The organism is Aquimarina sp. Aq107 (genome assembly GCF_943733665.1).
Classification (GTDB): domain Bacteria; phylum Bacteroidota; class Bacteroidia; order Flavobacteriales; family Flavobacteriaceae; genus Aquimarina.
This window is the reverse complement of sequence record NZ_OX030782.1, coordinates 4,225,833-4,252,772: the sequence shown is the minus strand read 5'-3', so window position 1 is coordinate 4,252,772 and position 26,940 is coordinate 4,225,833. Positions and strand designations below refer to the sequence as shown.

At 32.9% G+C, this 26,940-nt stretch carries 20 protein-coding genes; 5 read left to right on the top strand and 15 right to left on the bottom strand.

Annotated features, from left to right (window positions below):
• Positions 1 to 167: 167 nt before the first annotated feature.
• Entirely contained in the window at positions 168 to 1,451 is a 1,284-nt protein-coding gene (locus NMK29_RS18475; protein ID WP_108803482.1) for a serine hydrolase, read from the top strand.
• Positions 1,452 to 1,468: 17 nt separating this feature from the next.
• Here NMK29_RS18475 and NMK29_RS18470 read toward each other — a convergent pair whose 3' ends face one another.
• The 6 genes from NMK29_RS18470 to surE all read right to left on the bottom strand — a co-directional run bounded on the left by NMK29_RS18470 (position 1,469) and on the right by surE (position 6,955).
• The gene (locus NMK29_RS18470) at positions 1,469 to 3,511 is read right to left on the bottom strand and encodes a ComEC/Rec2 family competence protein (protein ID WP_108803483.1); all 2,043 of its coding nucleotides are present in this window, start codon (positions 3,509 to 3,511) and stop codon (positions 1,469 to 1,471) included.
• An 81-nt stretch (positions 3,512 to 3,592) separates the two neighbouring features.
• Entirely contained in the window at positions 3,593 to 4,150 is a 558-nt protein-coding gene (locus tag NMK29_RS18465; RefSeq protein WP_108803484.1) for a hypothetical protein, read from the bottom strand.
• Between the two features lie 92 nt (positions 4,151 to 4,242).
• Positions 4,243 to 4,755, bottom strand: a complete 513-nt coding sequence (locus NMK29_RS18460) for a C40 family peptidase (RefSeq protein ID WP_108803485.1) — start codon at positions 4,753 to 4,755, stop codon at positions 4,243 to 4,245.
• A gap of 11 nt (positions 4,756 to 4,766) precedes the next feature.
• Positions 4,767 to 5,876 carry a lipid-A-disaccharide synthase gene (gene lpxB / locus NMK29_RS18455; RefSeq protein WP_108803501.1) on the bottom strand — a complete coding sequence of 370 codons (1,110 nt, stop codon included), beginning with the start codon at positions 5,874 to 5,876 and terminating at the stop codon, positions 4,767 to 4,769.
• A 22-nt stretch (positions 5,877 to 5,898) separates the two neighbouring features.
• Entirely contained in the window at positions 5,899 to 6,180 is a 282-nt protein-coding gene (locus NMK29_RS18450; protein WP_108803486.1) for a hypothetical protein, read from the bottom strand.
• Positions 6,173 to 6,955 (bottom strand): 5'/3'-nucleotidase SurE, encoded by a 783-nt coding sequence (gene surE, locus NMK29_RS18445; RefSeq protein WP_108803487.1) that lies wholly within the window; start codon positions 6,953 to 6,955, stop codon positions 6,173 to 6,175. Before surE ends, NMK29_RS18450 begins: the two co-directional genes overlap by 8 nt.
• A 170-nt stretch (positions 6,956 to 7,125) precedes the next feature.
• Between surE and NMK29_RS18440 the strand changes: the two genes are divergently transcribed.
• Together NMK29_RS18440 and NMK29_RS18435 are read left to right on the top strand one after the other, a co-directional pair.
• Positions 7,126 to 9,261, top strand: a complete 2,136-nt coding sequence (locus tag NMK29_RS18440) for a carboxy terminal-processing peptidase (RefSeq protein ID WP_108803488.1) — start codon at positions 7,126 to 7,128, stop codon at positions 9,259 to 9,261.
• Positions 9,262 to 9,270: 9 nt separating this feature from the next.
• Positions 9,271 to 10,383 (top strand): ABC transporter permease, encoded by a 1,113-nt coding sequence (locus NMK29_RS18435; protein WP_108803489.1) that lies wholly within the window; start codon positions 9,271 to 9,273, stop codon positions 10,381 to 10,383.
• A 122-nt stretch (positions 10,384 to 10,505) separates the two neighbouring features.
• On the opposite strand, the gene NMK29_RS18430 is transcribed toward NMK29_RS18435, so the two are convergent.
• Positions 10,506 to 10,685: a hypothetical protein gene (locus tag NMK29_RS18430; RefSeq protein WP_108803490.1), complete on the bottom strand. Its 180-nt coding sequence runs from the start codon at positions 10,683 to 10,685 to the stop codon at positions 10,506 to 10,508.
• Positions 10,686 to 10,859: 174 nt separating this feature from the next.
• Positions 10,860 to 12,455 (bottom strand): vitamin K epoxide reductase family protein, encoded by a 1,596-nt coding sequence (locus tag NMK29_RS18425; protein WP_108803491.1) that lies wholly within the window; start codon positions 12,453 to 12,455, stop codon positions 10,860 to 10,862.
• A 458-nt stretch (positions 12,456 to 12,913) separates the two neighbouring features.
• Between NMK29_RS18425 and NMK29_RS18420 the strand changes: the two genes are divergently transcribed.
• Positions 12,914 to 13,714 (top strand): DNA/RNA non-specific endonuclease, encoded by an 801-nt coding sequence (locus NMK29_RS18420; protein WP_199915044.1) that lies wholly within the window; start codon positions 12,914 to 12,916, stop codon positions 13,712 to 13,714.
• Between the two features lie 35 nt (positions 13,715 to 13,749).
• Here NMK29_RS18420 and rodA read toward each other — a convergent pair whose 3' ends face one another.
• The 6 genes from rodA to purH form a co-directional block, all read right to left on the bottom strand.
• The gene (gene rodA / locus NMK29_RS18415; protein WP_108803493.1) at positions 13,750 to 15,003 is read right to left on the bottom strand and encodes a rod shape-determining protein RodA; all 1,254 of its coding nucleotides are present in this window, start codon (positions 15,001 to 15,003) and stop codon (positions 13,750 to 13,752) included.
• A complete protein-coding gene (gene mrdA / locus NMK29_RS18410) occupies positions 15,003 to 16,871 on the bottom strand; it encodes a penicillin-binding protein 2 (protein WP_108803494.1) in 1,869 nt (622 codons plus the stop codon). Before mrdA ends, rodA begins: the two co-directional genes overlap by 1 nt.
• Entirely contained in the window at positions 16,868 to 17,374 is a 507-nt protein-coding gene (locus tag NMK29_RS18405) for a rod shape-determining protein MreD (RefSeq protein WP_108803495.1), read from the bottom strand. The genes mrdA and NMK29_RS18405 overlap by 4 nt, the downstream gene beginning before the upstream one ends.
• A complete protein-coding gene (gene mreC, locus NMK29_RS18400; RefSeq protein ID WP_108803496.1) occupies positions 17,367 to 18,194 on the bottom strand; it encodes a rod shape-determining protein MreC in 828 nt (275 codons plus the stop codon). Before mreC ends, NMK29_RS18405 begins: the two co-directional genes overlap by 8 nt.
• Positions 18,195 to 18,333: 139 nt before the next feature.
• The gene (locus NMK29_RS18395; protein WP_027393894.1) at positions 18,334 to 19,362 is read right to left on the bottom strand and encodes a rod shape-determining protein; all 1,029 of its coding nucleotides are present in this window, start codon (positions 19,360 to 19,362) and stop codon (positions 18,334 to 18,336) included.
• A gap of 43 nt (positions 19,363 to 19,405) precedes the next feature.
• The gene (purH, locus tag NMK29_RS18390; RefSeq protein ID WP_108803497.1) at positions 19,406 to 20,938 is read right to left on the bottom strand and encodes a bifunctional phosphoribosylaminoimidazolecarboxamide formyltransferase/IMP cyclohydrolase; all 1,533 of its coding nucleotides are present in this window, start codon (positions 20,936 to 20,938) and stop codon (positions 19,406 to 19,408) included.
• A 139-nt stretch (positions 20,939 to 21,077) separates the two neighbouring features.
• On the opposite strand from purH, the gene NMK29_RS18385 reads away from it, so the two are divergent.
• Positions 21,078 to 22,331 carry an ABC transporter permease gene (locus tag NMK29_RS18385; protein WP_108803498.1) on the top strand — a complete coding sequence of 418 codons (1,254 nt, stop codon included), beginning with the start codon at positions 21,078 to 21,080 and terminating at the stop codon, positions 22,329 to 22,331.
• Positions 22,332 to 22,630: 299 nt separating this feature from the next.
• Here the strand turns inward: NMK29_RS18385 and NMK29_RS18380 are convergent, their stop codons facing one another.
• The gene (locus tag NMK29_RS18380) at positions 22,631 to 26,923 is read right to left on the bottom strand and encodes an Ig-like domain-containing protein (protein WP_254097245.1); all 4,293 of its coding nucleotides are present in this window, start codon (positions 26,921 to 26,923) and stop codon (positions 22,631 to 22,633) included.
• Between the last annotated feature and the right edge of the window lie 17 nt (positions 26,924 to 26,940).

Here is a 26,940-nt window from a genome sequence, read left to right as displayed (position 1 = left end):
TAAAAAATGTTAAAATTTATAAAAAAATGCATTTCAACGATGATATTTGCATATAATCGTTATATTTGGTCAAAATTGAAATAATTAATAAACCAAATCGTTACATAAAAGTATTAAGAGTCTCCCCATTTTTTTGACTTTAATATTTTACTAGAGCTTAACCTGATATGAAAAAACGTTTCATCATTGCCCCTTCAATGTTGCTGTTAATTGCATTGCTTTTCCCTCTTATCTCTGCTAATAAAATAGAGAAGACTAAAACGACTAAAGAATTAAAACAAGTAAAAGTACAAGCTTCGGTAGATTTTTTTAAAAATCCAATATCTGATAGACAGAAAGAGCTGTTAGTTGAAGCCGTAGAGAAATATTTTGATAAAGCATTAAAACAACACAAAATTGTAGGAGCAGGAGTTAGTATTGTAAAATGTGATTCTGTTATTTATTTAGGTGGTTTTGGAAAAAGAAATGCTTCACGAAAAGAAACGATAGACGAAGAAACCATTTTTAGAATAGGCTCTGTTTCTAAAGGTTTTGCTGGAGTACTATCTGGAATATATGTAGAAGAAGGTTTGCTTAATTGGGAGGATAAGGTACATGATTATGTTTCTAATTTTGAGTTGGCTAATAAGAAATGGACAGACAGTGTAACCTTATCACATATTTTATCTCATTCTTCTGGCTTACCATATCATAGCTTTACAAATTTAGTAGAAGATGGAATTGATTTAAATACAATAGCAGGTCAGTTTAAAAGTATCAGAACAATAGCTAAACCAGGAAATATTTATAGTTATCAAAATGCAGTATTTGCATTGAGTGGAGCAATGATAGAGCAGGTGAGTGGAAAATCTTACGGAGAAGCAATTGCAGAAAAGATTTTTGAACCGCTAAAGATGTATAATGCATCTACAGATCATAATTCTTTAAAAACCGCTTCTAATGTAGCAATGCCGCACAGAAAATATGGTAGACGCTGGAAATCTCTAAAACTTAATCAAAAATACTACAACGCAATTCCGGCTGGAGGTGTAAATGCTAGTGTAACTGATATGGCCAAATGGATGAGATTTTTATTAGGACATAATCCTAGTGTAATGAATTCTGATGGATTAAATAAAGTTTTTAATCCAATAATTAACCTGCCAGGAAAAAGTAAATATTACCAGAAATGGGCAGATCATAAAGAATCTCAATATGCACATGGATGGCGTATTCATGATTTTAAAAATAGAAAAACAGGGGAATCAAGTAGAATGATTCATCATGGTGGTCATGTAAATAGTTTTAGAAGTGAAATAGCTATTTTTCCACAAGAAGATCTCGGAATAACTATTCTTTTTAATAGTCCAACGAAATTAGCAAGGACTGTTGTCCCGGATATCCATAAAATTGTAAAAGAAGTAATGGATATGCCAGTAGAAGAATTACTTGCAGAGGCATCTGATTTCTAGAATAGTTTATAAAAGTTTTAGTTCAATATAAAAGCTCCCTTTTTGTCTGTGCGATGAAAAGGGATGTTTTGTTTTAAACAACTCTTTTCCCACTGATCGAGATAACTTTTATAATTACTACCATCTGCAACAATTATTGTTGGTCGTAAGGTTTGAATCATTCTCTCAATATGAAGCTTTGGAGAATTAGTTAAAACAATTATATCAGGATGTAATTTTTCGAGTTTATAGATTCCAGAGTTATCAATTACTAATATTATTTTAGTCTTATAATAATAGATGTTATTTAGTTTTTCGGTACTGAGAAGTTTGGAATCATTTTCAATTAGATAGTTTTTTAATAAGTAATTTTTAGTGCTTCTAGAAATAGAATCTTTAGTGAATAATCTTAGATGTTGATTTTGTAAAACACCTAATGTAGAGTTCCGATAATTATGGAAGATAATGAGTTCTTCTTTACCTAGATTTAGATGTCTTTCATAAATTACAGTGGATAAAAAAAGAAGACTGCTTATTAATACAACCGAAACTCTTCGGATACATCTTTTCTTAAATAAGAATATTAAAGAAATGATAAAACCATATGCTGTAATCAGCATTCTGTATGAAAAATGAATGTTTGTGATTATAAACTTTTCTTGTTCAGAAACTTTGTGCACAATAAAATTCATTACGTTTATAAAATTCCCAAATAGAAGGACTATCCAATCTGTTAACAATTGCATTTCTGCCAAGAATATTACTATTATTCCTACTCCGAGAATGATTCCTAAAAAAGGGATGATTATAAGGTTAGAAATAAAAAATAATAAAGGAAATTGATGAAAATAAAATAGTAATAACGGTAATAAGCCAAGTTGTGCTGCTATTGTGACTGTAAGAGTTTCCCATAGTTTTTTATCAATAAAAAATCGAGGAGTATATAATTTAACCAAAGATGGTTGTATCCAAACGATTGAAAATACTGCTAAATAACTTAATTGAAATCCAACAGAAAATAATAATAACGGACGCAAGCATAATAGAATGAATATGGAAACAATTAAAGAATTGTAAATGCTTGTTTTGGATCGAATATGCATTCCTATAGCTACAAAAGAGAACATGGTTACTGCTCTAAGTACTGAGGGAGATAAACCTGCGATGATAGCAAAACACCATAAGAACAAAATAATGAATATGGTTTTAACCACTTTACTATTTTTAGTGAAGTAATCCAGAGGTTTTAGTATCGAACTTAAGATAATTAATAGGATCCCGATATGTAATCCAGAAATGGCTAATATGTGAACTGCTCCGGCATCGCGGTAATCTTTAAACGTTTTAGAATCGACATCTTGTCTTTGACCTAAAAGGAGTGCGTTAATAATTGATAATTGTTTATTACTAAAATTATACAATGCGAGTTTTTGATATATATCCGTTCTAATGATATGTGCAATTCGGTAAATTGAAAATGCAGGAGAGTTTGTAGGTATTAATTCTTTGCGTTCTAAACTTATTTTATGAAAAATATGTTGTTGTTTTAAATAGCTCGCATAATCAAATTGATTAGGATTTAAAACGGTGGGTATTGGTTTCAAAGTGTCAAATGTAATATAAGAATCTCCTGTTATTAATTTACTATTTACACTATCTTTTACTATTTGTAATAGAAATTCTCCTTTAACTTTTGCTTTATTTATTGAAGAAAGGTTTACAATATATTTTTCATAGTAAGTGCTAGGTTTTAGTCTTTCTTTGATGTAAAAACTTAGTGCAGTCGGATTGTTATCTTTTTTAATTAAATGGGTGTAATGCTGAGAGTTATTTTTTGGATTATTAATTTTTACAATGGTAATTCCAAAAATTGTAAAAGCAATAACTACCGAAAAACTGAAACTAATGGCACTTCTGAATATTTTTTTTGCATACCACCAGGAAGTTAGTAGACCGATTATAGCAATTATTTGATATATAAGAACCAATTTCAGTGCTATATTGGTATAGTGACCTATAATAATTCCTGTAATTAAGGAAAGAGTTAAAACAAGAAAAGGGACGTTAAGTAGTTTATACACCTATTGATCATTAGTTAATAGGTTTTTTTAGGACCTATAACTAATCGTGTCGTATAAACTAAATATGTTACCTGTGGATTTTTATTTTCTTATTCGATTTCTTCTTCTAATAGCTCCAGAAAGCTGTCTCTGTTTGTCTTTAATAGTTACTTTGCCAGTATCTATTTTTACAGTATAATCAGGATGCGGTCCATGTGGATCTACATCAAGGAGAATATGTAATTTTGAATTATTGGTAGGTCCAAAATTATATGTTTCTTGATATCCTTCGTGTGTTAGTGCGTCTATTCGTTTTCCATCATGACGAATAATCATTTCAAATTCACCTCCAATACCCGTCTCTTTATCAGGGCGCAAAAATTTTCTGCTATATGGTTTCATTCCCATTAAGCTTCCAAAATAACTAGATTTAGGTGTGTGATACCAGTTCTTAAACCTCGGTGCTTCTTCCCATATGTACCCTTTATTATCTCGAAACTTATTACCCATATAATGAGTTAATGTAGTAACCTCTTTTTTTACATTAAAAAGATTTCTATTAAGATGATAATAAATGAACTGATTCTCATCAAATTCTTGCCCATTTACTTTAGCATCAATAACTTTTTTTACTTCTAAGGGATCTAAAGAGTATTCCATGATAAATGAATGATTTTTAATACACTAATTTAAAATAATTATGGGGAATTTAAGGTCAATAAAGTAAAAAAGTAAGAAAACAGAAAATAATTTTATAAGATTCTCCTAATTCCAGCAAAACAATTGTTCCAATATCTTTCATCTAAACTTGATATAGTAACTCCCTTAGATGTAGAGGCATGAATAAACTCTATTCGTTTTCCAGTTTTTACTACTAGGCCAACATGATTTATAGCGTTTTTATTTTTGTTCGTTCTAAAAAACAAAAGATCTCCAACAGTAACATTTTTTAGAGATATTTTTTTTCCTTGAACAGACATAGCTCTAGAGGTTCTCGGTAAGACAACCTCTTCCTTTTTAAAAGATGTGTAAATTAACCCAGAGCAATCCATTCCTTTTTTGGTAGTGCCACCATATTTATATCGAGTACCCTCAAATGTCTTAGCATAATCAATAATACTATTGATCTTTTTGTTTTTAGGTGTTACTCTTTTAGTTTTAGATGTGTTTTCGGTTTTTCTTGAAAGAGTACTTCTCTTTTTAGCACCTCCACAAGAGGTGAGCGTAATAGATGCTACAAGTAAAAAATAAAATAACTTATTCATTTTGGGACTTTTTATTTTATAGTTTCTACAATTAAATTGGCAGTTTTATCACTAGCTCCTTTACCACCAAGTTTCTTTTCTAAATCATAGTATTCTAAGAACATTACGGCTCTCTTATAATCATCTAATATTTTCGTAAGCTCTTCTTTTAATTGTTTTTTATTAAAATCACCTTGAATTAACTCTTTAACCACAGGTTTGTCCATTATTAAGTTTACCAAAGAAATATATTCCAGATTGATAATTCTTTTGGCAATATGGTATGATATTGTATTTCCTTTATAGCATACCACCTGTGGAACTTTAAATAAAGCTGTTTCTAATGTTGCTGTTCCAGAAGTTACTAAAGCCGCATTGCTCAAACTTAAAATATCATAGGTGCGATTCATAATTAAATGCACCCCTTCCTTTTTTATAAATGGTTCATAAAATTTTGCGTCTTGACTCGGAGCTCCAGCAATAACAAATTGGTAAGAAGGAAAATCATCCACCACACTGAGCATTACTTCAAGCATTTTTCTGATTTCTTGCTTTCTACTTCCTGGTAATATTGCAATTATCGGGCGCTCATCTAAATGATATTGTTTTTTGAAATTATCAGGCATTACTTGTGTATGATCCGCAATAGCATCAATAAGTGGATGTCCAACAAAATTAACCTCGTAGTCATATTTTTTATAAAAATCTGATACAAAAGGTAATATCACATACATATGATCAACATTGGCTTTAATGGTCTTGACTCTTCCAGCTCTTGATGCCCATACTTGAGGGCTTATGTAATAATGTGTTACATAACCTTTTGGTTTTGCCCATTCGGCAATACGAAGGTTAAAACCTGAATTGTCAATTAGAATTAATGCATCTGGATTATATTGTTCAATGTCTTTTTTACATTGTTTTATAAAACCTAAAATCTTAAATAGATTTAGAATAACTTCGAAAAACCCCATAAAGGCTCTTTCCTTATAGTGCAGAACCATGGTGCCTCCCACTGATTGCATTAAATCTCCTCCCCAAAACCTAAATTCTGCTTCGGGATCTTCTTTAAGAATAGATTTCATAAGGTTGGCACCGTGTAAATCACCAGATGCTTCTCCTACAATAAGATAATATTTCATCTCTATATACTTTCTTCCTGTGTTAACTAAACTTACTAATCGCAATACTTACCGCAGCAATTAAAGTAGCAAGAAGCACGCCACGCGCTCTATATGGTTTGTTTTGTTTTAAAAATAGGAAGAAAATAATAAGATTTAGAATGGCTCCTAAGGCAATTAAACTTCCTAAAAAATTATTTTGCTGAGCTGCTTTTAAAGTTTCTTTAATACTTAATTCAGAAAACAGCAAAATGTATAAAATAATTCCAATTGTATTGGCAAGTATTCCAGTAAAAAAACCTAATAGAATTTCTTTTTTAATCATGTAACGACCAGTTGTTTAATTCTTGTATAAAATGATGTGCAGTAAGATCAAATTTTGTAGGCACAATCGAGATATATCCATTGTGCAAAGCCCACTCATCAGTATCTTCACCTTTATCTTCATTAATAAATTTTCCAGAAAGCCAATAATAATCCCTACCCATAGGATTTGTTCTTTTGTCAAACTCTTCTACCCAATGCGCATTAGCTTGTCGACATATTTTAATGCCTTTAATGTTTGCTTCTTCTAATTTTGGGATATTAACGTTGAGGACAATACCTTTTGGCAATCCATTCTTAAGCACATTATTTACAATATTTTTTATAAATTTTTTAGAAGGTTCGAAATTAGCATTCATACTATAATCAAGTAATGAAAATCCAATAGCAGGAATTCCTTCAATTCCAGCTTCTACGGCAGCACTCATTGTACCAGAATAGATAACATTAATAGCAGAGTTAGAACCGTGATTAATTCCACTTACACATAAGTCCGGTTTTCTATCTAGAATTTGTCTTGTTGCCATTTTGACACAGTCCACAGGTGTTCCAGAACAACTATATTCCTTTTGCGGTCCATCTTTATCAATAGTAATAGGATCACAGTACAAGGTGTTGTTTATTGTAATAGCGTGACCCATAGCACTCTGAGGGCTATCAGGAGCAACAACAAACACATCGCCAATTTCATTCATTATGCTAATTAAAGTCCGAATTCCAGGAGCTGTTATGCCATCATCATTGGTTACTAAAATCAAGGGTTTTCTTTGTGGCATAGGATTATTTTTTTCACTGGTAAAAATACATTTTTTTTATTCTAAATATATTATTAGTAATCAGTAGTGTACATTATTAGTTCTTTTAAGAAAAATTTAGTAATATTACCTATTATTGGCACGATTTTTAATGTATTTTGCCTGAACACCCCTAAATTAAAAATGAGCGTATGAAAAAGAGTTTTTTGGTATTGATGCTTACCGTAATTGTATCAGCTGCGTCTTGTAGCTTTACAACAAAAATTGATAATGACCCTGATAAGGATCGAATACTAATCGATCTTATTAGTTATGTGCTAAGTAAGGGACATTACGATGCAAAGGATATTAATGATGATTTCTCAAAGAATGTTTTTGTTGATTATATTGATGCTTTAGATCCATTAAAGCGATATTTTTATGAGAGCGATATTGAAGAATTTAGAAAATTTGAAACCTTAATAGACGATCAGATCAGAGATAAGGAGATTGATTTTTTCAATTTAACTTACGAAAGATTGCAGCATAGAATGACTGAAGCAAGATCTTTGTATAAAGAAATCTTAGAGCATCCTTTTAACTTTGAAAAAGAAGAGTCGATTAATACGGATTATGAAAAACTTTCTTATGCTCGTGATAAAGATGAAATGAGAGATCGTTGGAGGCTACAGCTTAAGTTTAATGCTTTATCTAGTTACTATGATAAAGTAGATGAGCAAATAGATTCCATTACAAAAAACAAAGAGTTTAAGAGAAAGTCTGCGGTTGTTTTAGAAGAGGAATCTCGTGATATAACTACAACATCATTAAAAGAATATTTCGAATTTGCTGATGACTTAGAAAGAAAAGATTGGTTTTCTATTTATATAAACTCAATTGTAGAAGAATTTGATCCTCATACATACTATTTTGCTCCTCAAGATAAAGATCGTTTTGATATTGCTATGTCTGGTAAGTTAGAAGGAATAGGAGCAAGACTACAAAAGAAAAATGATAATGTAAAAATCATTGAGATTATTTCTGGAGGTCCAGCTTGGAGAGGAAATAAAGTAGAAGTTGGAGATTTCATTATGAAGGTAAAACAAGAAGACGAAGTTGAACCTGTTAGTATCGTAGGAATGAGGTTAGATGATGCAGTAAGTCTTATTAAAGGACCTAAAGGAACTAAGGTAGTTCTTACCGTAAAGAAAGTAGATGGGACTATAGAAAATGTTGAAATCGTTAGAGATGTTGTAGAATTAGAAGAAACCTATGCTAAATCTTCTGTTGTTAAGAAAAATGGAAAGAATTTTGGAATAATAAATTTACCGAAATTCTACTTTAATATGCAGGACTATAATCAACGCAATGCTGCTAAAGATGTAAAACAAGAAATTATACGTCTTAAACAAGAAGAGATGGAAGGTCTTGTAATTGATTTAAGAGATAATGGAGGAGGATCTTTACAAACTGTGGTTGATATTGCTGGATTATTTATTGATAAAGGACCAATTGTTCAAGTAAGAACTAAAGGGGAATCTCCTGAAGTTTTAAGTGATAAAGACAGAAATGTTTTATGGGATGGTCCATTGGTTATTTTAGTAAACGAACTTTCTGCTTCTGCGTCCGAGATTTTAGCAGCTGCTATGCAGGATTATAAGAGAGCAATTATTATCGGAAGTAAGCAAACATATGGAAAAGGAACTGTACAGAATGTGATGGATCTAAATCGATGGATGCGAAGTAATGACTTTGGAGATTTAGGTGCGTTAAAACTAACTACACAAAAATTCTACAGAGTAAATGGTGGGTCTACTCAATTAGAAGGTGTGAAAAGTGATGTTGTTGTTCCGGATCGTTATAGTTATATTGACATAGGAGAAAAAGATCAAGAAAATCCACTGCCTTGGGATAAAATTCCAGCAGCCGATTATACTTTATGGGATGGATATATAGATTTTGATCAAACTATCAATAAGAGTAAAGCTCGTATGGCAACTAATGATCAATTAAAATTGATAGAAGAAAATGCAAAATGGGTACGTGAGAAAAGAGATGTAAACGAGTACTCTTTAAATTACAGTAAGTACAAAGCGAATATAGAATTAAACGAAAAACAAGCTGAACGTTTTGAGCGTCTTAATGACTATAAGACGAACTTGACTTTCGAATCTTTACCATACGAAAAGGATTTAATGAAGAAAGATTCAATTCTTGAAGAAAAAAGAAATAGATGGCACAAAAGCTTAAGTAAAGATGTATATGTAGAAGAAGCGTTGAGTGTTTTAGAGGATATGAAAATTAATAATATTCGTAGATCTAAAAACCCACTTACGTTGAAGAACTAATTTGCTTTAATGCAACAGACTACATCAAATTCACTGACAAAGTTAGCGCTCCAAAGATTTAAGAAAAATTTTTGGGGCGTTTTGAGTTTTTGGTTTATTTTGATTTGTGCACTTATCGCAATTTTAGCATATGTGCTAGCGCCTGATAGTTCTAAGAATGCAAATCAAATGCATTTATCTATTCATTCAAAAGGTCCAGGGTTTTCTGTAAAAATGTTAACCATACCGTCGGGCGGTGTATCTGACCAATCTTATTTTAGTGAGATGTTTTTTGGTACAAAAAATATGGATACAGAGATTCCTATAGAATCTTTTAGTTTTGATAAAGATATTATTAAAGTTATTCCTTACACAGAAGGAGAACTTATCGGCATTTCTAAAAGCATTGAACTTAAAAGCTTTCCTGAGGAATATAACAATAAAGAAATAGAGCAAAATTTTATTAGTGATCGCACTTTTATTTTAGGTACTGATAAATATGGTAGAGATATGCTTAGTAGGATGCTAATTGGTATTCGTATTTCTTTTTCAATAGGTTTTGTTGCTGTGCTCATATCTTTAATATTAGGAATATCTTTAGGAGCTATTGCCGGCTATTTTGGTGGGAAAGTTGATGTGCTCATTATGTGGTTGATTAATGTAACCTGGTCGATACCAACTTTACTTCTTGTTATTGCTATCACATTAGCCTTAGGGAAAGGTTTTTGGCAGGTTTTTATTGCTGTTGGTCTTACGATGTGGGTAGAGGTAGCAAGAGTCGTTAGGGGGCAAGTTTTAAGTATAAAACAAATGCAATATGTTACTGCGGCAAAGGCCTTAGGTTTTAATGATTTTAGAATAATTACAAAACATGTTTTACCAAATAGTTTAGCGCCCGTAATAGTGATTTCTGCGGCTAATTTTGCTGCAGCAATTTTAATAGAAAGTGGGTTAAGCTTTTTAGGAATAGGAGCACAGCCACCAATGGCTAGTTGGGGAGCTATGATTAAAGATCATTATTCATATATTATTTTAGGCAAAGCATATTTGGCTATTATTCCTGGTTTGGGAATAATGAGCCTTGTAATGGCATTTATGTTGATTGGTAATGCATTGCGGGATGCATTGGATGTGAAAGGATAGAGTAGTATTCTAAATCTGTTTTTTTTGTATATATTTAGGATGTACTTTATTTAATTGCCAATAAAAAAGGACCAAATCATTGATTTAATCCTTTTATCAAAGTTTAAAAATGTTCTATGTTTTTAGAAACATGGAGGGCCTTGTACCCAAGTATATCCATTGTGATAACAACAGCTTAATGCTGGATCACAGCGTCTTCTTCTGTTACTTTGATTAGATAATACATAAATACCTCCATTAACATCCTGTTGTTGTTTTTTAGAAAGAGTTTTTGCTCCTTCTAATTTTTTAATTTGTTTCATAATTTTTAGGTTTTAAGATTAAAATAATATTCCCCGAAAGTTTATAGACATTCGGGGGTATGTCTGAGTGAGTGTGTGAAGAAAAAGAGTTTTTAATACGTCTTTTTACTATTAAATAACTTTTCTATTTAGAAAAGGTTGTGTTGGTTCTATTTTAAAAGAATCTATATACGATTAAACCCCAACTGGTTTTTGTTCCATGCTATAATCAGGTTCTTGCTGGTTTTCAATCATCATACTAGTGAAATGGAAGAACTCATCATAGCTATACTTTTTAGGGTAAATAGATGTGTTCATTAAGGAGGCAGGAGTATAAAATAAATTATTGCTTTCCGCCCATTTAGATTGTGTTTTTAAGGTTTCTACATGTTGCATATTGTTTTTCGGTGCACCATATTTTTTTACCCAATTACTGTATGTTCTATCATTAAACCATTCGCTATAAGCTTCTATAAACTTACTCGATCCGTCGGTATGGTATATTTCCATTAAGCGCAAACTAATCTGTGTAGCTTGATTATTAAGATCATCTAAAGAAACTTTTAATCGTATAATTATCTGAAGTTGATCACTCATTGTTCTTAATACTCTTGCATACGCTTCAAAAGCACCTTTGCAATAACCGCACATAGGATTGGTTAAGCTAATAATTTTAAATTTTGAATTCGGATTACCTAATATAATTTCATTGGTAATAGTACTATTGTCAGTTACTTTTTCTGATAAGCTTAATAAATGTTCAAATATTTGTCGATCTCTTTTAAATTGATTGAGTTTTATGTTTTCGTTTTTATAATCTTTATTTTCTACCATGCTTTGTTTTACGTGCATATAAGCAAGTGTTCCTAGAGCAGAAATCATAATAAAAGAGGCAATGGATACTAGGGAAAAACTAAAAGGCAAACTGTATAAGGCTACAGCTATTAAACCAGAGGATATAGCGCTTATAGCAATACAAATAGCACACCATTTTTTGATTACAAAAGCTTGCGAATAGATAGAGTAAATAATAAAAGGAATTCCTATAAGTGTCGGTAGCAATAGCGTGCTATTATATCCGTAAAATAGTTGATATATTATAAGGATCCCAAAAAAAGCAATACTAGCATCTGCTAAGGAGAAATCTTTAAATAATTTACCAGTGTTGTTATTTATTACATCACCACAGTTGGAATTTCCAACAGTAGTGCAAAATTGGTGCATTGTGTTGGATTGAATACCAAGACTTTCTCTAACTGCAAATAGGCTGAAAATTATACCAGAAATAGATAATAATAAAAACAAGATTTGATAAAGGTCAAAGGGTCTAAAAATAAGAGTTGTTAATGCACCTATTAAAAGTCCTCCAAAAAGAATGTTCTGTAAAAGTGTTTCTTTTGAAAAAAGAGCACTATTTCCAGTATTATGTTCGACAGCTATAACTTTTGGAACCCATATTTTTTTAAATTCTTCATGCGTAAACTTCTTAGTATCAAGATCTGTGTGTTTAAGCTCAATATTTCCATTCTTATTAATTATCGAAACAATTTCTTCAGAATTTTCTTTTTTTATTAGAGAAACAAAGCTTTTTGGTAATTGATCTAAAGCGTCAATTGGAACTTCTACTGCTATGTTATCTATATCAAAATAATCTAAGGTGTCAGTAATTGATTGAAAACTAGGATAGTTGGGGTGTATTTGTAATTGTAGTTCTAAATCTTTTTTATCATAATTACTAATCCTATTTTGGATTAGAACTGTTTCAACTATTTTTTCAATGCTATTTTTCATGAATCCTTTAAGATGTTTGTTTTGAGTGCGTTCTTCCGATAAAGATAATATAAGTTGATTTCCCCTTATCCACTTACATCAATAATTTTAATTAACATTTAAGAGTTTTGAAATTTCTTTTCAGAATTAAAAGCTTCCTAAATTAGATATTTTAAAACATTTTTCAGGCGAGGGTATTACATAAAATAGAAGCGGAATAACCGTAATTTTATAATTTATTTATGTTAATTTATTAAGTTAAATCACTGTTTATCAGTTATTTGATTTTTTGTAAAACATTCAAAATAGATGTTTTTTAATTTGTGTTAAAGTTTAATTTGTCACATTTTATAATAATTTAAAGTGATGAATAATCTGTTTTTTCCCTCAATTTATATTCTTTGTGTCATACGATATTTTATAGTAATTCCATTTTGATACTTTTGCAATCAATCTGTAAATAATTAAAAAAGATAAATTTGAAAAGAAAGTATATATATCCGTTGATGGTTTTGATTGTTACGGTTGGTTTTTATTATGTTGAAAAGCATATAGACAAGACAAAGATTAACTACACTAATAGAAAAATAGAAGATAAAGAATTGGATTTTTTCTATCTTCCAACATCTACAACCAATGCAATAATTTCTCATGATAATTATACATTATCTTATTCCGAAAAACATGAACAATCCGAGTGGGTAGCTTATGAACTAAAAAAGGAGCATCTTTCTAAGAATGAATTTAAGCGACCTTTTTTTGAAGTTGATGATAAGGTTAGATCTTCGTCTGCAGATTGGAGAAATTATAAAAATACAGGATATGATAAAGGTCATTTGTGTCCTGCAGCCGATAGAAGATTTACCTATGATGCATTTGAAGAAACATTTCTTACATCAAATATTTCACCTCAAAATCATGAATTTAATGCCGGGATTTGGAACCAATTAGAACAAAAAACTAGGTATTGGGCAAAAATGTATAATGGGGTTTATGTAATAACAGGAGGGATTTTGACTGATGATCTTAAGACAATTGGATATGAAGCAGTTTCTGTTCCGAAATATTTTTACAAGGTAATTTTGGATTACAGTTCTAAAAAACCAAAAATGATTGCATTTTTAATTCCTAATAAAGATACGAATAAGCAATTATCTAGTTTTGTTGTTACCACAGATAGTATTGAGAAATTGTCGGGAATTGATTTTTTTCCAAAATTATCTGATGATATAGAGAATAAGCTAGAGGCATCTTCTGTTACAAATGGTTGGAGGTTTTAATTGGTGTAATTAGAGCTATTGGTTTATTCTGGTTTTTACCATTCATTGACTCTGTTAGAGTCAAGTTTAATGAAAATAAAAAGTAACAAAGTAAAGCCCCACAATCCTGATCCACCATAACTAAAGAAAGGTAATGGGATTCCAACGGTAGGAAGTAAACCTGTTACCATTCCTACATTAACAACAAAATGGATGAATAGAATTCCTGCAACACTATATCCATAAACTCTACTAAATTGTGATTTCTGTCTTTCTGCTAGGTACAAAAGTCTTATAAGGAGTCCAATAAAAAGTATGATTACTGTAGTAGCACCAAGAAAACCCCATTCTTCTCCAACGGTTGTAAATATATAATCCGTGTGTTGTTCTGGTACGAAACCACCTTTGGTTTGAGTTCCTTCTTTCCAGCCTTTTCCTGTCCAACCTCCACTACCTATAGCTATTTGACTTTGATTAGTGTTATATCCAATACCTTTAGCATCTACTTCTTTACCTAAAACAATATTAAAACGGTCACGATGTCTTTGTTCAAAAACGTTATTGAAAATATAGTTTACAGAAAAACAAAACCCTGTAATTACAATGATTGTTAATAGATATCTAGCATATTTCGGTTTATGTTTTCTATTTCTGATAAGAATTAATAACATTATTGTTGCGATACCAAGAACAACCCATAATGGAGTGAATAATAAAGTAAGAATGAATAAGGCAGCGGCAGAAGCTCCAATGATTAAGTAAGTTGCAGCTAAACCTTCTCTGTATAATGGAAAGAAAAAAGCCGCATAAACTAATGCGCTCCCAGGATCAGGTTGAGGTATTATGATTAAAGCAGGTAATGTTATAATTAAAAATGCTCTTAGTTGATGATTGACTAAATTAATATTGGTTTGCATATCACTTAAGAACTTAGCAAGAGCTAACGCAGTTGCGGCTTTAGCAAATTCTGATGGCTGTAGTCCTACAGGACCAAATGCATACCAAGAAGTGGCACCATTTACGTTTTTTCCAAATAAAAACAGTCCTAATAAAGATACTAACGATATTACATAGATCAAGCCAGCAAATCGTTCATAAAATTTAGTTTCTATTGCTTGTGTTATAACTATGATAACAATGCTTAGTACAATCCAATACAATTGTTTGATATAGGGTTGGGTAAAATCAGTTATTGAGAAAACTTCATCACCATAAGATGCAGAATATATATTAACCCAACCAAAACCTATCAATAATAGAAATAAAAGTACAGTTAGCCAATCTATTGCTCCTACCGCCGATCTAGCCATTATTGGTTGATTTTAAAAGGTTCTCCACTATATGGTTTTGCGTATTCTTCTTCAAGACTATGTGTTAACACCCAATCTTCAAGATCGGTTCTAGAGATAGATTGTTTAATATATTTTTCTATCATTAAACTAGCAATTTTACCAGCATATCTAGCTCCCCAATAGCCGTTTTCGATGAATACGGTTAGCGCGATTTTCGGATTATCCTTTGGAGCGAATGCGACAAAAACTGAATGGTCAGTTAATTGCATGCGTTCTCCATCAATTACAGTGTAGTTTTCTGCAGTACCTGTTTTACCGCAAATTTCTATATCTTTTACTTGTAATGATGCTGCAGTACCTTGTACATATACCTGGTGCATTCCTTCGATTACCGGCTCAAAATGTTCCTTATCAATTGTAGTGTATTTTGGTTTGGTAAAGTTTTCAATCTCTATAGGTTGTCCGTCAATAGCTTTGATAATATGAGGTGTATAGAAATAACCTCTATTAGCTATAGCGGCAGTCATATTAGCTAATTGTATGGGCGTAGCTAACACTTCTCCTTGTCCAATAGCATTAGATATCGTTGCGGTTGGATACCATTTATATTTAGGGTAATTATATTGTCTGTTATAGAATTTGGAATTTGGAATTAAACCTCTACTTCCACTTGATAAATCATTACCTAGATAGTTTCCTAGTCCAAAACTTTCTACGTGTTTTTCCCAATTGTCGATACCTTCTTGGGGAGTATCATACTTATTAATACTTCTTAGGTATACGTTTGCAAAATATGCGTTACAAGATTGAGCAATTCCAGGAATCATACTCAAGGGACTTCGATGGGAGTGACAACCAAGTTTAGCCTTTTTGCCATATCGAAATCCATGATTACAAGAAAAACTTTCTTTTGTGTCAACAACTCCTTCTTGCAATCCAATCAATGCAGTTATTGCTTTAAAAGGAGATCCAGGAGGATATTCACCTTTTACACCACGATCAAATAAGGGTCTAGAAATAGAATCATAATGTAATCTAGTGTAATTAGGAGATCTTTTTCTTCCGACTAATAATTCTGGCTTATAACTTGGGGCGGTTATTAAAGTTAGAATTTCTCCTGTAGCTGGGTCTAATGCCACGATACCTCCTCGTTTATTTTCCATTAACTTTTGACCGTATGCCTGTAATTCTTCGTCAATAGTTATCGTAAGATCTTTACCATTAACAGGAAGTGTATCATATTTACCATTTTTATACGGACCAATATCACGATTAAACCTATCTTTCTGGATTCTTTTTATTCCTTTTATTCCGCGAAGTTGATTTTCATACTGTTTTTCTACTCCTTGCATTCCGATTAAATCACCAGAAAGGTAGTATGGATCTTTCCTTATTAATCCGTCATTTACTTCGGCAATATATCCAAGTACATTCGATGCGTTTACCGTATGATAATCTCTTAGAGAACGTTTTTGTATGTAAAATCCATCAAATTTCCGCATTTTTTCCTGTAGGTATGCATATTCATCTTTAGTTAATTGTGGTATGACTACAGAAGGGACACGCGGAGAATACACTCTCGCTTTTTTTAATTGCTTTACGAGTTTTTCTTTCGTTATTTTAAGTATCGAACAAAACTCTAAAGTATCAAATGGCCTTAGTTCTCTTGGTATTACCATAACATCATAAGAGGGTTGGTTAGTAACCAAAAGTTTACCATTTCGGTCGTAGATCGCCCCTCGTTGTGGGTAATCATACAATACTTTAATGGCATTATCTTCTGATAATGCGGCAAAGGATGTATTGTAAATTTGTAGATAAAAGAGTCTTGCTGTAAATACAACACCAGTGCTTATGATAATAAGATATAGTAATAATTTTCTCATGAATCCTTTCTTCTAAACAATACTAAAACAACCATAATTACTACAATTGAAAATAGACTAGAAAATAACGTTTTTTTAGCAATTAATAGTGTATGAGAAAAGTTAAATATTTCTAATGAAAAAAGTATAATATGATGTATGAAAACTATTAAAGTTACATATGCTAAACGTTGCCCAAAACCTACTTTACTTAATTTTACTGTTTGGAACTCATAACTCAGCCCAAAAACAGATCTTAAAATTACAGGACGTAAATATGCAATACATATACATGCTGTAGCGTGAATGCCACCAGAATCACCAAATAAATCTAGGGTTAACCCTAAAACAAAACTTAAAAAAAGAAATAAGCTTTTATTTATATTTATGGGAGCAAGTAGAATGAAAATAATGTATATATAGGGGTTTAGGTATCCTAAAAAATTTATGTGATTAAGAATAAAGACCTGAACCAAAATCAGACTTAAGAATCTACCTATGTATAAAAGAACATTGTTATTCATCTATTTTAGGGTTTTCTAATAACTTAATTTCTGTGGCGTCATTACTTTTTATTGCATAAACAAAGCCTATATCAGTCATATCATTAAATAATTGTACGTCAATTAAAAAATAACTTTGATTTTGATCTAATTCATAATTTAGGATAGTTCCAATTCCTATTCCACGCGGAAATATAGTAGAACGTCCATTAGTGATAATAGTGTCTCCTTTTTTTAAGATGGCTTGCCTCGGAACTGTTTCAAGTTGTACTATATTCGGGTCTTTTCCATTCCAAACTAAGGATCCATATTGGTTAGATTTTTTTAATCCAGCATTAATTCTAGAATTACTATTTAGTATAGAAATCACTCTGCTATAATTTTTAGAGGTGTTTTCTACAATACCAATAATTCCCTTGTCTGTAATAATACCCATATCAGCTTTAATACCATCTTTCTCTCCTTTATTAATCAAAATATAATTATCAGCTTTGCTATAATCATTTTTGTAAACATTTCCTTTTATAAAGGTATAGGGTTTGCTAAAGGAAGTAGTGTCGGTAAATGTTGTTGCTATCGTATCCTTAGTTAATAAGCTAAGTTGATTTCTAAGTAATTCATTTTCTTCAAGTAAACGTTCATTTTTGTTTTTTAGGCCAAAATAATTAGTTATGGAATATCTCCATCCGTATACACCTCCGGAAAGAAAGTTAGTAGAACTTATAAATTTACTTTTGTGATAGCTATGAGATTGAATGGTAAGGATTAATGAGAAAAATAAAAGCAGCAAAAATAATAGGAAGTTTTTGTTCCGTATTAAAAAATTAATAATCTGCTGCATGTCTTATGGGGGTACTAAATTCTACTAATAATATTATGTTTTTATAGTGTGTTTTTCACTTGATTAAAAACAATTAAAGCACAATAACGTTAAAAATTAATTTTAGGTATACTCTGCCTATAATTTTTCTGAAAAACAATTATTTAATCAATACACTTTTATATCTATTAATATTTTTAAGAGTAATTCCTGTTCCTCTTACAACAGCTCTTAAAGGATCTTCTGCTATGTAAACTGGTAAATCGGTTTTTTGAGAAAGTCTTTTATCAAGACCTCTTAGCATTGAACCTCCACCAGCAAGGTAAATACCTGTATTGTAAATATCCGCTGCTAGTTCTGGCGGTGTTTGAGATAATGTTTCCATTACGGCATCCTCAATTCTAAGAATAGACTTGTCTAAAGCTTTTGCAATTTCTCGGAATGATATCTGAACCTGTTTAGGTTTTCCTGTAAGAAGATCACGGCCTTGTACATTCATTTCTTCTGGTGGTAACTCTAAATCTTCTGTGGCTGCTCCAATCTGGATTTTTATTTTTTCTGCAGTTCGTTCACCAACATATAAGTTATGCTGCGTACGCATATAATATATAATATCGTTAGTAAAAACATCACCTGCAATCTTTACAGATTTGTCGCATACAATTCCCCCTAAGGCAATTACAGCAATTTCTGTGGTACCTCCACCGATATCTACTATCATATTTCCTTTAGGTTGCATAATATCTACTCCAATACCAATAGCTGCAGCCATTGGTTCGTGAATAAGATATACTTCTTTTCCGTTAACGCGTTCTGCACTTTCTTTTACCGCACGCATTTCTACCTCTGTGATTCCAGAAGGAATACAAATAACCATACGTAACGCTGGAGTAAATATTTTTTTCTTTAAAGCAGGAATATCTTTGATAAACATGCTTATCATTTTTTCACTAGCATCAAAATCTGCAATTACTCCATCCTTTAATGGCCTAATGGTTTTTATATTTTCATGTGTTTTTCCTTGCATCATAGCAGCTTCTTTACCAGCTGCAATTATTTTTCCAGACATAATATCTCTGGCAACAATGGATGGACTGTCTACCACCACTTTGTCATTATGAATAACTAAGGTATTTGCCGTACCTAAATCTATAGCAATTTCTTCAGTAAAGAAGTCGAAAAATCCCATATAAAACGATAAAAAGGGTTAGAATTGAGTAAATGTACTAAAATTAATGTTTAAAATGACGTGTTCCGGTCATTACCATAGCAATTCCGTTTGCATCACAGTAATCGATACTTAATTGATCTTTTATAGAACCTCCAGGTTGTATAACTGCTTTGATACCCGCGTTGTCTGCAAGTTCCACACAATCAGGGAATGGGAAGAATGCATCACTCGCCATAACGGCTCCATTAAGATCAAAATTAAATGACTTTGCTTTTTCTATAGATTGTTTTAGAGCATCTACTCTAGATGTTTGTCCAGTTCCACTAGCTAATAATTGTTTTCCTTTGGTAAAAACAATAGTATTAGATTTTGTGTGTTTACAGATTTTTGAAGCAAATAGTAAATCTTCAATCTGTTCTTTTGTTGGACCAACTTTGGTTGCAACATTCAAATCAGACGAGGCATCAGTTTTTAAATCCTTATCCTGCACTAAAGAACCATTAAGACAAGAACGAACTTGTGTCTTTGGTAATTCTATATTCTTTTGAATTAAAATAATTCTGTTTTTCTTCCCTTTTAATATTTCTAAAGCCTCATCGCTATATGAAGGAGCAATTACTACCTCGCAGAATAATTTATGAATTTCTTCTGCAGTAGCAGCATCTATTTCAGAGTTGCTGATTAATATGCCTCCAAAAGCAGAAACAGGATCACCAGCTAATGCGTCTACATATGCTTGATGAACCGTAGAACGTTGTGCTAATCCACACGCATTATTATGTTTAAGAATAGCAAAAGTAGGAGCTTCTTTTTTAAATTCACTCATTAAATTTACCGCAGCATCTACATCAAGAAGATTGTTGTATGATAACTCTTTACCGTGTAATTTATCAAACATAGCATCAAAATCTCCAAAGAAAAACCCTTTTTGGTGGGGATTTTCACCATAGCGTAATACTTTTCCTTTAGTTTCACTAATCTTAAGTGACGCAATCTCTTGATCAGTATTGAAATAATTAAAAATTGCACTATCGTAGTGAGAAGAAACATTAAAAGCTTTTGCAGCAAAACGCTTACGATCTTTTAAAGATATCTTACCATTGCCTTCTGAAATAATTTCCAAAAATTCAGCATAATCTTCTACAGATGCTACACAAGTTACATCTGCAAAATTCTTAGCAGCAGCTCTAATTAACGAAATTCCTCCGATATCAATTTTTTCAATAATATCTTGTTCAGGTGCACCTGATGCAACTGTTTTTTCAAATGGATATAAATCAACAATCACGATGTCAATTTGTGGAATTTCATATTGTTCAAGTTCTGCAACATCGCTATCGTTATTTTGGCGATTTAGGATTCCACCAAATACTTTTGGGTGTAATGTTTTAACTCTTCCGCCAAGAATAGAAGGGTAAGAAGTAACATCTTCTACTGGAATAACATCCACTCCCTGATCTTTTATAAATTTTTCAGTACCACCAGTAGAATAAATAGTAATACCAAGTTCATCTAATTTTTTAACGATAGGTGCTAACCCGTCTTTACTGAATACAGAAATTAAGGCAGATTTAGCGGTTTTTGTGTTGCTCATGACAATTTTTAGTTAGTAAAACGCAAAAGTAGCAATTTAGTTATCAATTAGACAACCCATTGCGCGTAATTGTTTTAGATATTTTGTAACAAAATTGCAAGGAAAACGTCCTATCTTTATATTGTTCAAAAAATAGCACATGCTTATATATCTTAGAGTACTAAAAGAGAGTTTTAATTTTGCGGTTAACGCTCTTAGAAACAATAAATTAAGAACCTTTCTTTCTTTGTTAGGAGTTACTATTGGTATATTCTCCATTATTGGGGTTCTTGCCGCTGTAGATTCTTTAGAGAAAGAAATAAAAGGAAGTATAAGCTCTTTAGATAATAGTACTATATATCTTACTAGGATTTCTTTTGGTCCTACTCAAGTTCCTGATTGGAAAAGAGAACAGTTTCCGGATGTAACTTTTGAAGAGTATCAGCATGTGAAAAGAACTATGCCTGATTTAAAAGCAGCAAGTTTTTTATTAAATGTTGGACAAGAAACTCTAAAATATAATGATAAGAGTATTAGTAATGTGGATATGGTTCCAGTTACTAATGATTATTATGATATCGAGGAGTTACAAGTGGTTAAAGGAAGATTTTATAATGAACAAGAGTCTGTGGGTGGCGCACCAGTGATTGTAATTGGTGATGAAATAGCTAATAGTCTTTTTGGATCAAGTGATCCAATTGGTAAAAAGATTCGTGTTTATGGTAGAAAATTTACGGTAATTGGTGTTTTGAAAAAAGAGGGTAGTGGCCTTTTTGGAGGTTCTAAAGATACTGCGGCCATATTACCTGTTAATATCGTTAGAAGACTTTATGGAGATAATAATAAGTTTACATTTCCAATGATTATAATCAAGCCAGAATCTGGTAGTGACGTGCCGGAGTTTGTAGCTTCTTTGACTCAAAAGGTTCGTTCTTACCGAGGTTTAAAGCCAGATGAAATAGATGATTTTTTCGTAAATCAATTACAAGGTTTTACCGATTTTATAGATAATATAACAGGGACGATGTCTCAAATAGGTGGTTTTATAGGTATGTTTTCTCTGTTAGTAGGAGGTTTTGGTATTGCTAATATTATGTTTGTTAGTGTAAAAGAACGAACTAATCTTATAGGAATTCAGAAAGCTCTGGGAGCTAAAAGAAAATTTATATTACTTCAGTTTTTATTCGAGGCAGTTATTTTGGCTGTATTTGGAGGATTAATTGGTTTGATATTAGTGTGGTTGATTTCTAAAGGTGCCTCTAGCATGACGGGTGATTTCGAATTTATACTTTCTACCTCTAATATGTTTTGGGGAATGTTTTGGTCGACTTTAATAGGTCTTGTTGCAGGTATTTTTCCTGCTTGGATGGCTGCTAGATTAGATCCAGTAGAAGCAATTAGAACTGGAATGTAGAAGGTGATTATGTTCTTATACTATACGAATCGAAGCAACAGGTAAATATTCATCCCTAGGGCGATTAATATAATTACCAAAACGGCAACAGGAATTAGTTTCATAATAATATTTCTTTTTTTGTTTGGGGCCATTATAACTGTTATCATAGGGTAAAAGTACTATGAATAAGGAGGTTATGAAATAGGTAGAAATACTTGTTTGTATTAATCAATAAATTTCATCTAAATTTTCAAAAAAATATAAAACAAAAAAGCCGAAGTAAGACTTCGGCTTTTTTTTATTAAAGTGAAATAGTTTTATTTTTTCACTACCCTTTTCATTGTGGAACTTGTTTTTGAATATATTCTCATTAAATACAAGCCAGAAGGTATTGAAGAGATGTCTATAGTGTTTATAATACTACTAGGATCTAACTTTTGCGAAAGAATTAATTTTCCACGAATATCAAAAATTTCAGTACGCTCTATGTCTAAATCAATTGCTCCTGTGATATTTATAATATTATTGGAAGGAGTAGGATATACAGTAAGACCATTTGCTAGAGTTTCGTCGTTAACATCTAGTAAATTATCATATATGATACTGAATTGAGTCGCAGCGATATTTCCATTTCCTGAAAGATCATTTACACTGTTTGCGTTAATATCTACGGTTATCGTTCCTGGTGTAGTTGCTGTTATTGTAGCTGTATAGGATAATCCTCCTCCAGAAAGATTAGCAGCTGTACCATTTCCAACAATGATATCGCTAATATCAAAACCTGTGATATCTTCATTAAAATTTATAGTAATTTCAAATGAGGAGTTGTTTGTAGGATTAGGTTCTGAAGAAGTAATGCTTACCATAGGAGGTGTAATATCTGAAACTGTAATTGTAAATTGTTGTGTTGCAAAAGTATCATCACCACCATTTGCAGTTCCTCCATTGTCAGATAGTATTACATCTACTATTGCTGCTCCAGTTGCGCTAGCAGCAGGTGTATATGTTAAGTTACCAGATACATCAATAGCCGGTTGAATGCTGAATAGTGCATTATTATCATTGGTTACTGTAAAAGTAAGCGTCTGCATGGCTTCAGAATCTCCATCATCAATGGCGGTTGCCCATCCGTTTACAGTTTGTGCACCCGCATCTTCGTTAACAGTTTCATTTGCTCCAGGAGTAAAACTTGGTTCATCGTTTACGGCATTTATAGTAATAGTGAATTGTTGTGTTGCAAAGGTATCATCGCCACCATTCGCAGTTCCACCATCATCTGATAGTACAACGTCTACTGTTGCTGTTCCATTAGCATCCGCAGCAGGTGTATAAGTTAGATTTCCAGTTGCATCAATAGCCGGTTGAGCGCTAAACAATGCATTGTTATCATTTGTTACTGTAAATGTTAATGTTTGTGTAGCGTCGGCATCTCCATCATCGATAGCAGTTGCCCATCCATTTACAGTTTGTGCACCTGCATCTTCATTAATTGTTTCATTAGCACCCGCAGTAAAACTTGGTTCATCGTTTACTGCGTTTACAGTAATAGTAAATTGCTGTGTTGCAAACGTATCATCACCACCATTCGCAGTTCCACCATCATCCGATAGTACAACATCTACTGTTGCAGAACCATTAGCATTCGTGGCAGGAGTATAAGTTAGATTTCCAGTTGCATCAATAGCCGGTTGAGCGCTAAACAGTGCATTGTTATCATTTGTTACTGTAAATGTTAAAGTCTGTGCGGCATCTGAGTCTCCATCATCAATGGCGATTGCCCATCCGTTTACGGTTTGTGCACCTGCATCTTCATTAATTGTTTCATTAGCGCCCGCAGTAAAACTTGGTTCATCGTTAACGGCATTTATGGTTATTGTAAATTGCTGCGTTGCAAACGTATCATCACCACCATTAGCAGTTCCTCCATTATCCGATAGTACAACGCTTACTGTCGCAGATCCATTAGCATTTGCAGCAGGTGTATAAGTTAGATTTCCAGTTGCATCAATAGCCGGTTGAGCGCTAAACAGTGCATTGTTATCATTTGTTACTGTAAATGTTAAAGTCTGTGCGGCATCTGAGTCTCCATCATCAATGGCGGTTGCCCATCCGTTTACAGTTTGTGCACCTGCATCTTCATTAATTGTTTCATTAGCGCCCGCAGTAAAACTTGGTTCATCGTTTATGGCGTTTACAGTAATAGTAAATTGTTGTGTTGCAAACGTATCATCACCACCATTCGCAGTTCCACCATCATCTGATAGTACAACGCTTACTGTCGCAGATCCATTAGCATTTGCAGCAGGTGTATAAGTTAGATTTCCAGTTGCATCAATAGCCGGTTGAGCGCTAAACAATGCATTATTATCATTTGTTACTGTAAAGGTAAGTGTTTGTGTAGCTTCAGCATCTCCATCGTCGATAGCAGTTGCCCATCCATTTACAGTTTGTGCACCTGCATCTTCATTTATACTTTCATTTGCTCCAGCAGTAAAACTAGGTTCGTCGTTAACGGCATTTATGGTTATTGTAAATTGTTGTGTTGCAAACGTATCATCACCACCATTAGCAGTTCCTCCGTTGTCGGAGAGTACAGCATCTACGGTTGCGGAACCATTAGCATTTGTGGCAGGAGTATAAGTTAGATTACCCATTGCATCAACAGCTGGTTGTGTGCTGAAAAGAGCATTGCTATCATTAGTTACTGTAAAGGTAAGTGTTTGTGTTGCGTCGGCATCTCCATCATCAATGGCAGTTGCCCATCCGTTTACGGTTTGTGCGCCTGCATCTTCGTTAATAGTTTCATTAGCACCTGCAGTAAAACTTGGTTCATCGTTAACTGCGTTTACTGTTATTGTAAATTGTTGTGTTGCAAACGTATCATCACCGCCATTAGCAGTTCCTCCGTTGTCGGAGAGTACAACATCTACGGTTGCAGAACCATTAGCATTTGTGGCAGGAGTATAAGTTAGATTACCCATTGCATTAATAGCTGGTTGTACACTAAATAAAGCATTGTTGTCATTTGTTACTGTAAAGGTAAGTGTTTGTGTAGCATCTGCATCCCCATCATCAATGGCAGTTGCCCATCCGTTTACGGTTTGTGCGCCTGCATCTTCGTTAATAGTTTCATTAGCACCTGCAGTAAAACTTGGTTCATCGTTAACTGCGTTTACTGTTATTGTAAATTGCTGTGTTGCAAACGTATCATCACCACCATTAGCAGTTCCTCCGTTGTCGGAGAGTACAACATCTACGGTTGCAGAACCATTAGCATTTGTGGCAGGAGTATAAGTTAGATTACCCATTGCATTAATAGCTGGTTGTACACTAAATAAAGCATTGTTGTCATTTGTTACTGTAAAGGTAAGTGTTTGTGTAACATCTGCATCCCCATCATCAATGGCAGTTGCCCATCCATTTACGATTTGTGCACCTGCATCTTCGTTAATAGTTTCATTAGCACCTGCAGTAAAACTTGGTTCGTCATTTACTGCTGTAATATCAAAAGTTACACTTGCGGGACTAGATGTATCCGTACCATCATTAGTAGTAAACGAAATTGTTCCAGCATTAGTGCCGTTAAGATTTGGAGTCGGTGTAAAGGTTGCGGCATCTAGCGCAGCATTAATATTTGCTAAGGTTCCTGCAGCGGTAAAACTAGCAGATCCATTACCACTACCGCCAAAAGAAATACCAGCAGTACCTAATGTTACTGTACCTCCAGTAACTGCAAACGTTACTGTTTGATCATCTCCATCTGTATCTGCTACTTGTACGTTATCCGCTAGGGCTACATTTGTAGCATCTTCTAATACTGTTGGTGCCGATGGTGCAGTTGCGGTTGGGGCTGAATTTGCTAAAGGACAAGTAACAGAAGGAGTAGCGTATCCTGTAGGGGTAATATCATACCCGGTAGAGTCGTCGAAAACCCATTCAGTTCTATCATTTATTAATGTTAATAACGAAGCTGAATTCCCTGTAAGTGTTCCATTGTATCTAGCATTGTCTTGTTCTGCGGAGCTTGGAGATAAAGATATACAGTTTGTACCATTTGTAAGACCTGCTGGAACCGCTGAGAATTGTGTTCCAGTATCACCTGAATTTCCAGTATAGTCATTCCATCCAGTTGATGGATTTATTGGTCTTGCTCCTGTACCATCATCACCATGTATGCCGGCAATAAAAGTAGGTACAGTTCCCGGTTCAGGTCCACTTGCACTATAATATGCAAGTACTTGATCCCCTCCTAAAAGGGACCAGCCAGAATATCCTGTAATACTAATCGATCCTGGCCCCGTTACAGTAAAGGTGTCTGCAGAGGTTTCAACTATAGATATGATTGTTCCACAAGATATTGTTCCTGTAGCGGTAAATGTAAGATGATCTTCACTATTTCCAACCCAAGTGTTGGTTATGTCGTTCCACCCTTCATCTGTAAAATATATTACCTCTCCACTAGGTATTTCTTTTAAAGTGATAAATGAAAAACCATCAGGATTATCGGTGTTAAACCCAATAAAAGCGATGTCGCCAGCTCCCAATGTTTGAGCAATAGAAATAATGCTAGAAAAAATCATTGCATAGCAAAGTAATGTAGTTTTTTTCATAAGTTAAATTTGGTGTT

Coding starts and splice junctions, on each gene's coding strand:
- NMK29_RS18460 (WP_108803485.1), bottom strand. CDS start 4,755: ATGAATAAGTTATTTTATTTTTTACTTGTAGCATCTATTACGCTCACC.
- purH (WP_108803497.1), bottom strand. CDS start 20,938: ATGAGCAACACAAAAACCGCTAAATCTGCCTTAATTTCTGTATTCAGT.
- NMK29_RS18405 (WP_108803495.1), bottom strand. CDS start 17,374: ATGAATAACAATGTTCTTTTATACATAGGTAGATTCTTAAGTCTGATT.
- NMK29_RS18475 (WP_108803482.1), top strand. CDS start 168: ATGAAAAAACGTTTCATCATTGCCCCTTCAATGTTGCTGTTAATTGCA.
- NMK29_RS18385 (WP_108803498.1), top strand. CDS start 21,078: ATGCTTATATATCTTAGAGTACTAAAAGAGAGTTTTAATTTTGCGGTT.
- NMK29_RS18465 (WP_108803484.1), bottom strand. CDS start 4,150: ATGGAATACTCTTTAGATCCCTTAGAAGTAAAAAAAGTTATTGATGCT.
- NMK29_RS18395 (WP_027393894.1), bottom strand. CDS start 19,362: ATGGGATTTTTCGACTTCTTTACTGAAGAAATTGCTATAGATTTAGGT.
- NMK29_RS18435 (WP_108803489.1), top strand. CDS start 9,271: ATGCAACAGACTACATCAAATTCACTGACAAAGTTAGCGCTCCAAAGA.
- rodA (WP_108803493.1), bottom strand. CDS start 15,003: ATGGCTAGATCGGCGGTAGGAGCAATAGATTGGCTAACTGTACTTTTA.
- mreC (WP_108803496.1), bottom strand. CDS start 18,194: ATGCAGCAGATTATTAATTTTTTAATACGGAACAAAAACTTCCTATTA.
- surE (WP_108803487.1), bottom strand. CDS start 6,955: ATGCCACAAAGAAAACCCTTGATTTTAGTAACCAATGATGATGGCATA.
- NMK29_RS18440 (WP_108803488.1), top strand. CDS start 7,126: ATGAAAAAGAGTTTTTTGGTATTGATGCTTACCGTAATTGTATCAGCT.
- mrdA (WP_108803494.1), bottom strand. CDS start 16,871: ATGAGAAAATTATTACTATATCTTATTATCATAAGCACTGGTGTTGTA.
- NMK29_RS18430 (WP_108803490.1), bottom strand. CDS start 10,685: ATGAAACAAATTAAAAAATTAGAAGGAGCAAAAACTCTTTCTAAAAAA.
- NMK29_RS18380 (WP_254097245.1), bottom strand. CDS start 26,923: ATGAAAAAAACTACATTACTTTGCTATGCAATGATTTTTTCTAGCATT.
- lpxB (WP_108803501.1), bottom strand. CDS start 5,876: ATGAAATATTATCTTATTGTAGGAGAAGCATCTGGTGATTTACACGGT.
- NMK29_RS18425 (WP_108803491.1), bottom strand. CDS start 12,455: ATGAAAAATAGCATTGAAAAAATAGTTGAAACAGTTCTAATCCAAAAT.
- NMK29_RS18450 (WP_108803486.1), bottom strand. CDS start 6,180: ATGATTAAAAAAGAAATTCTATTAGGTTTTTTTACTGGAATACTTGCC.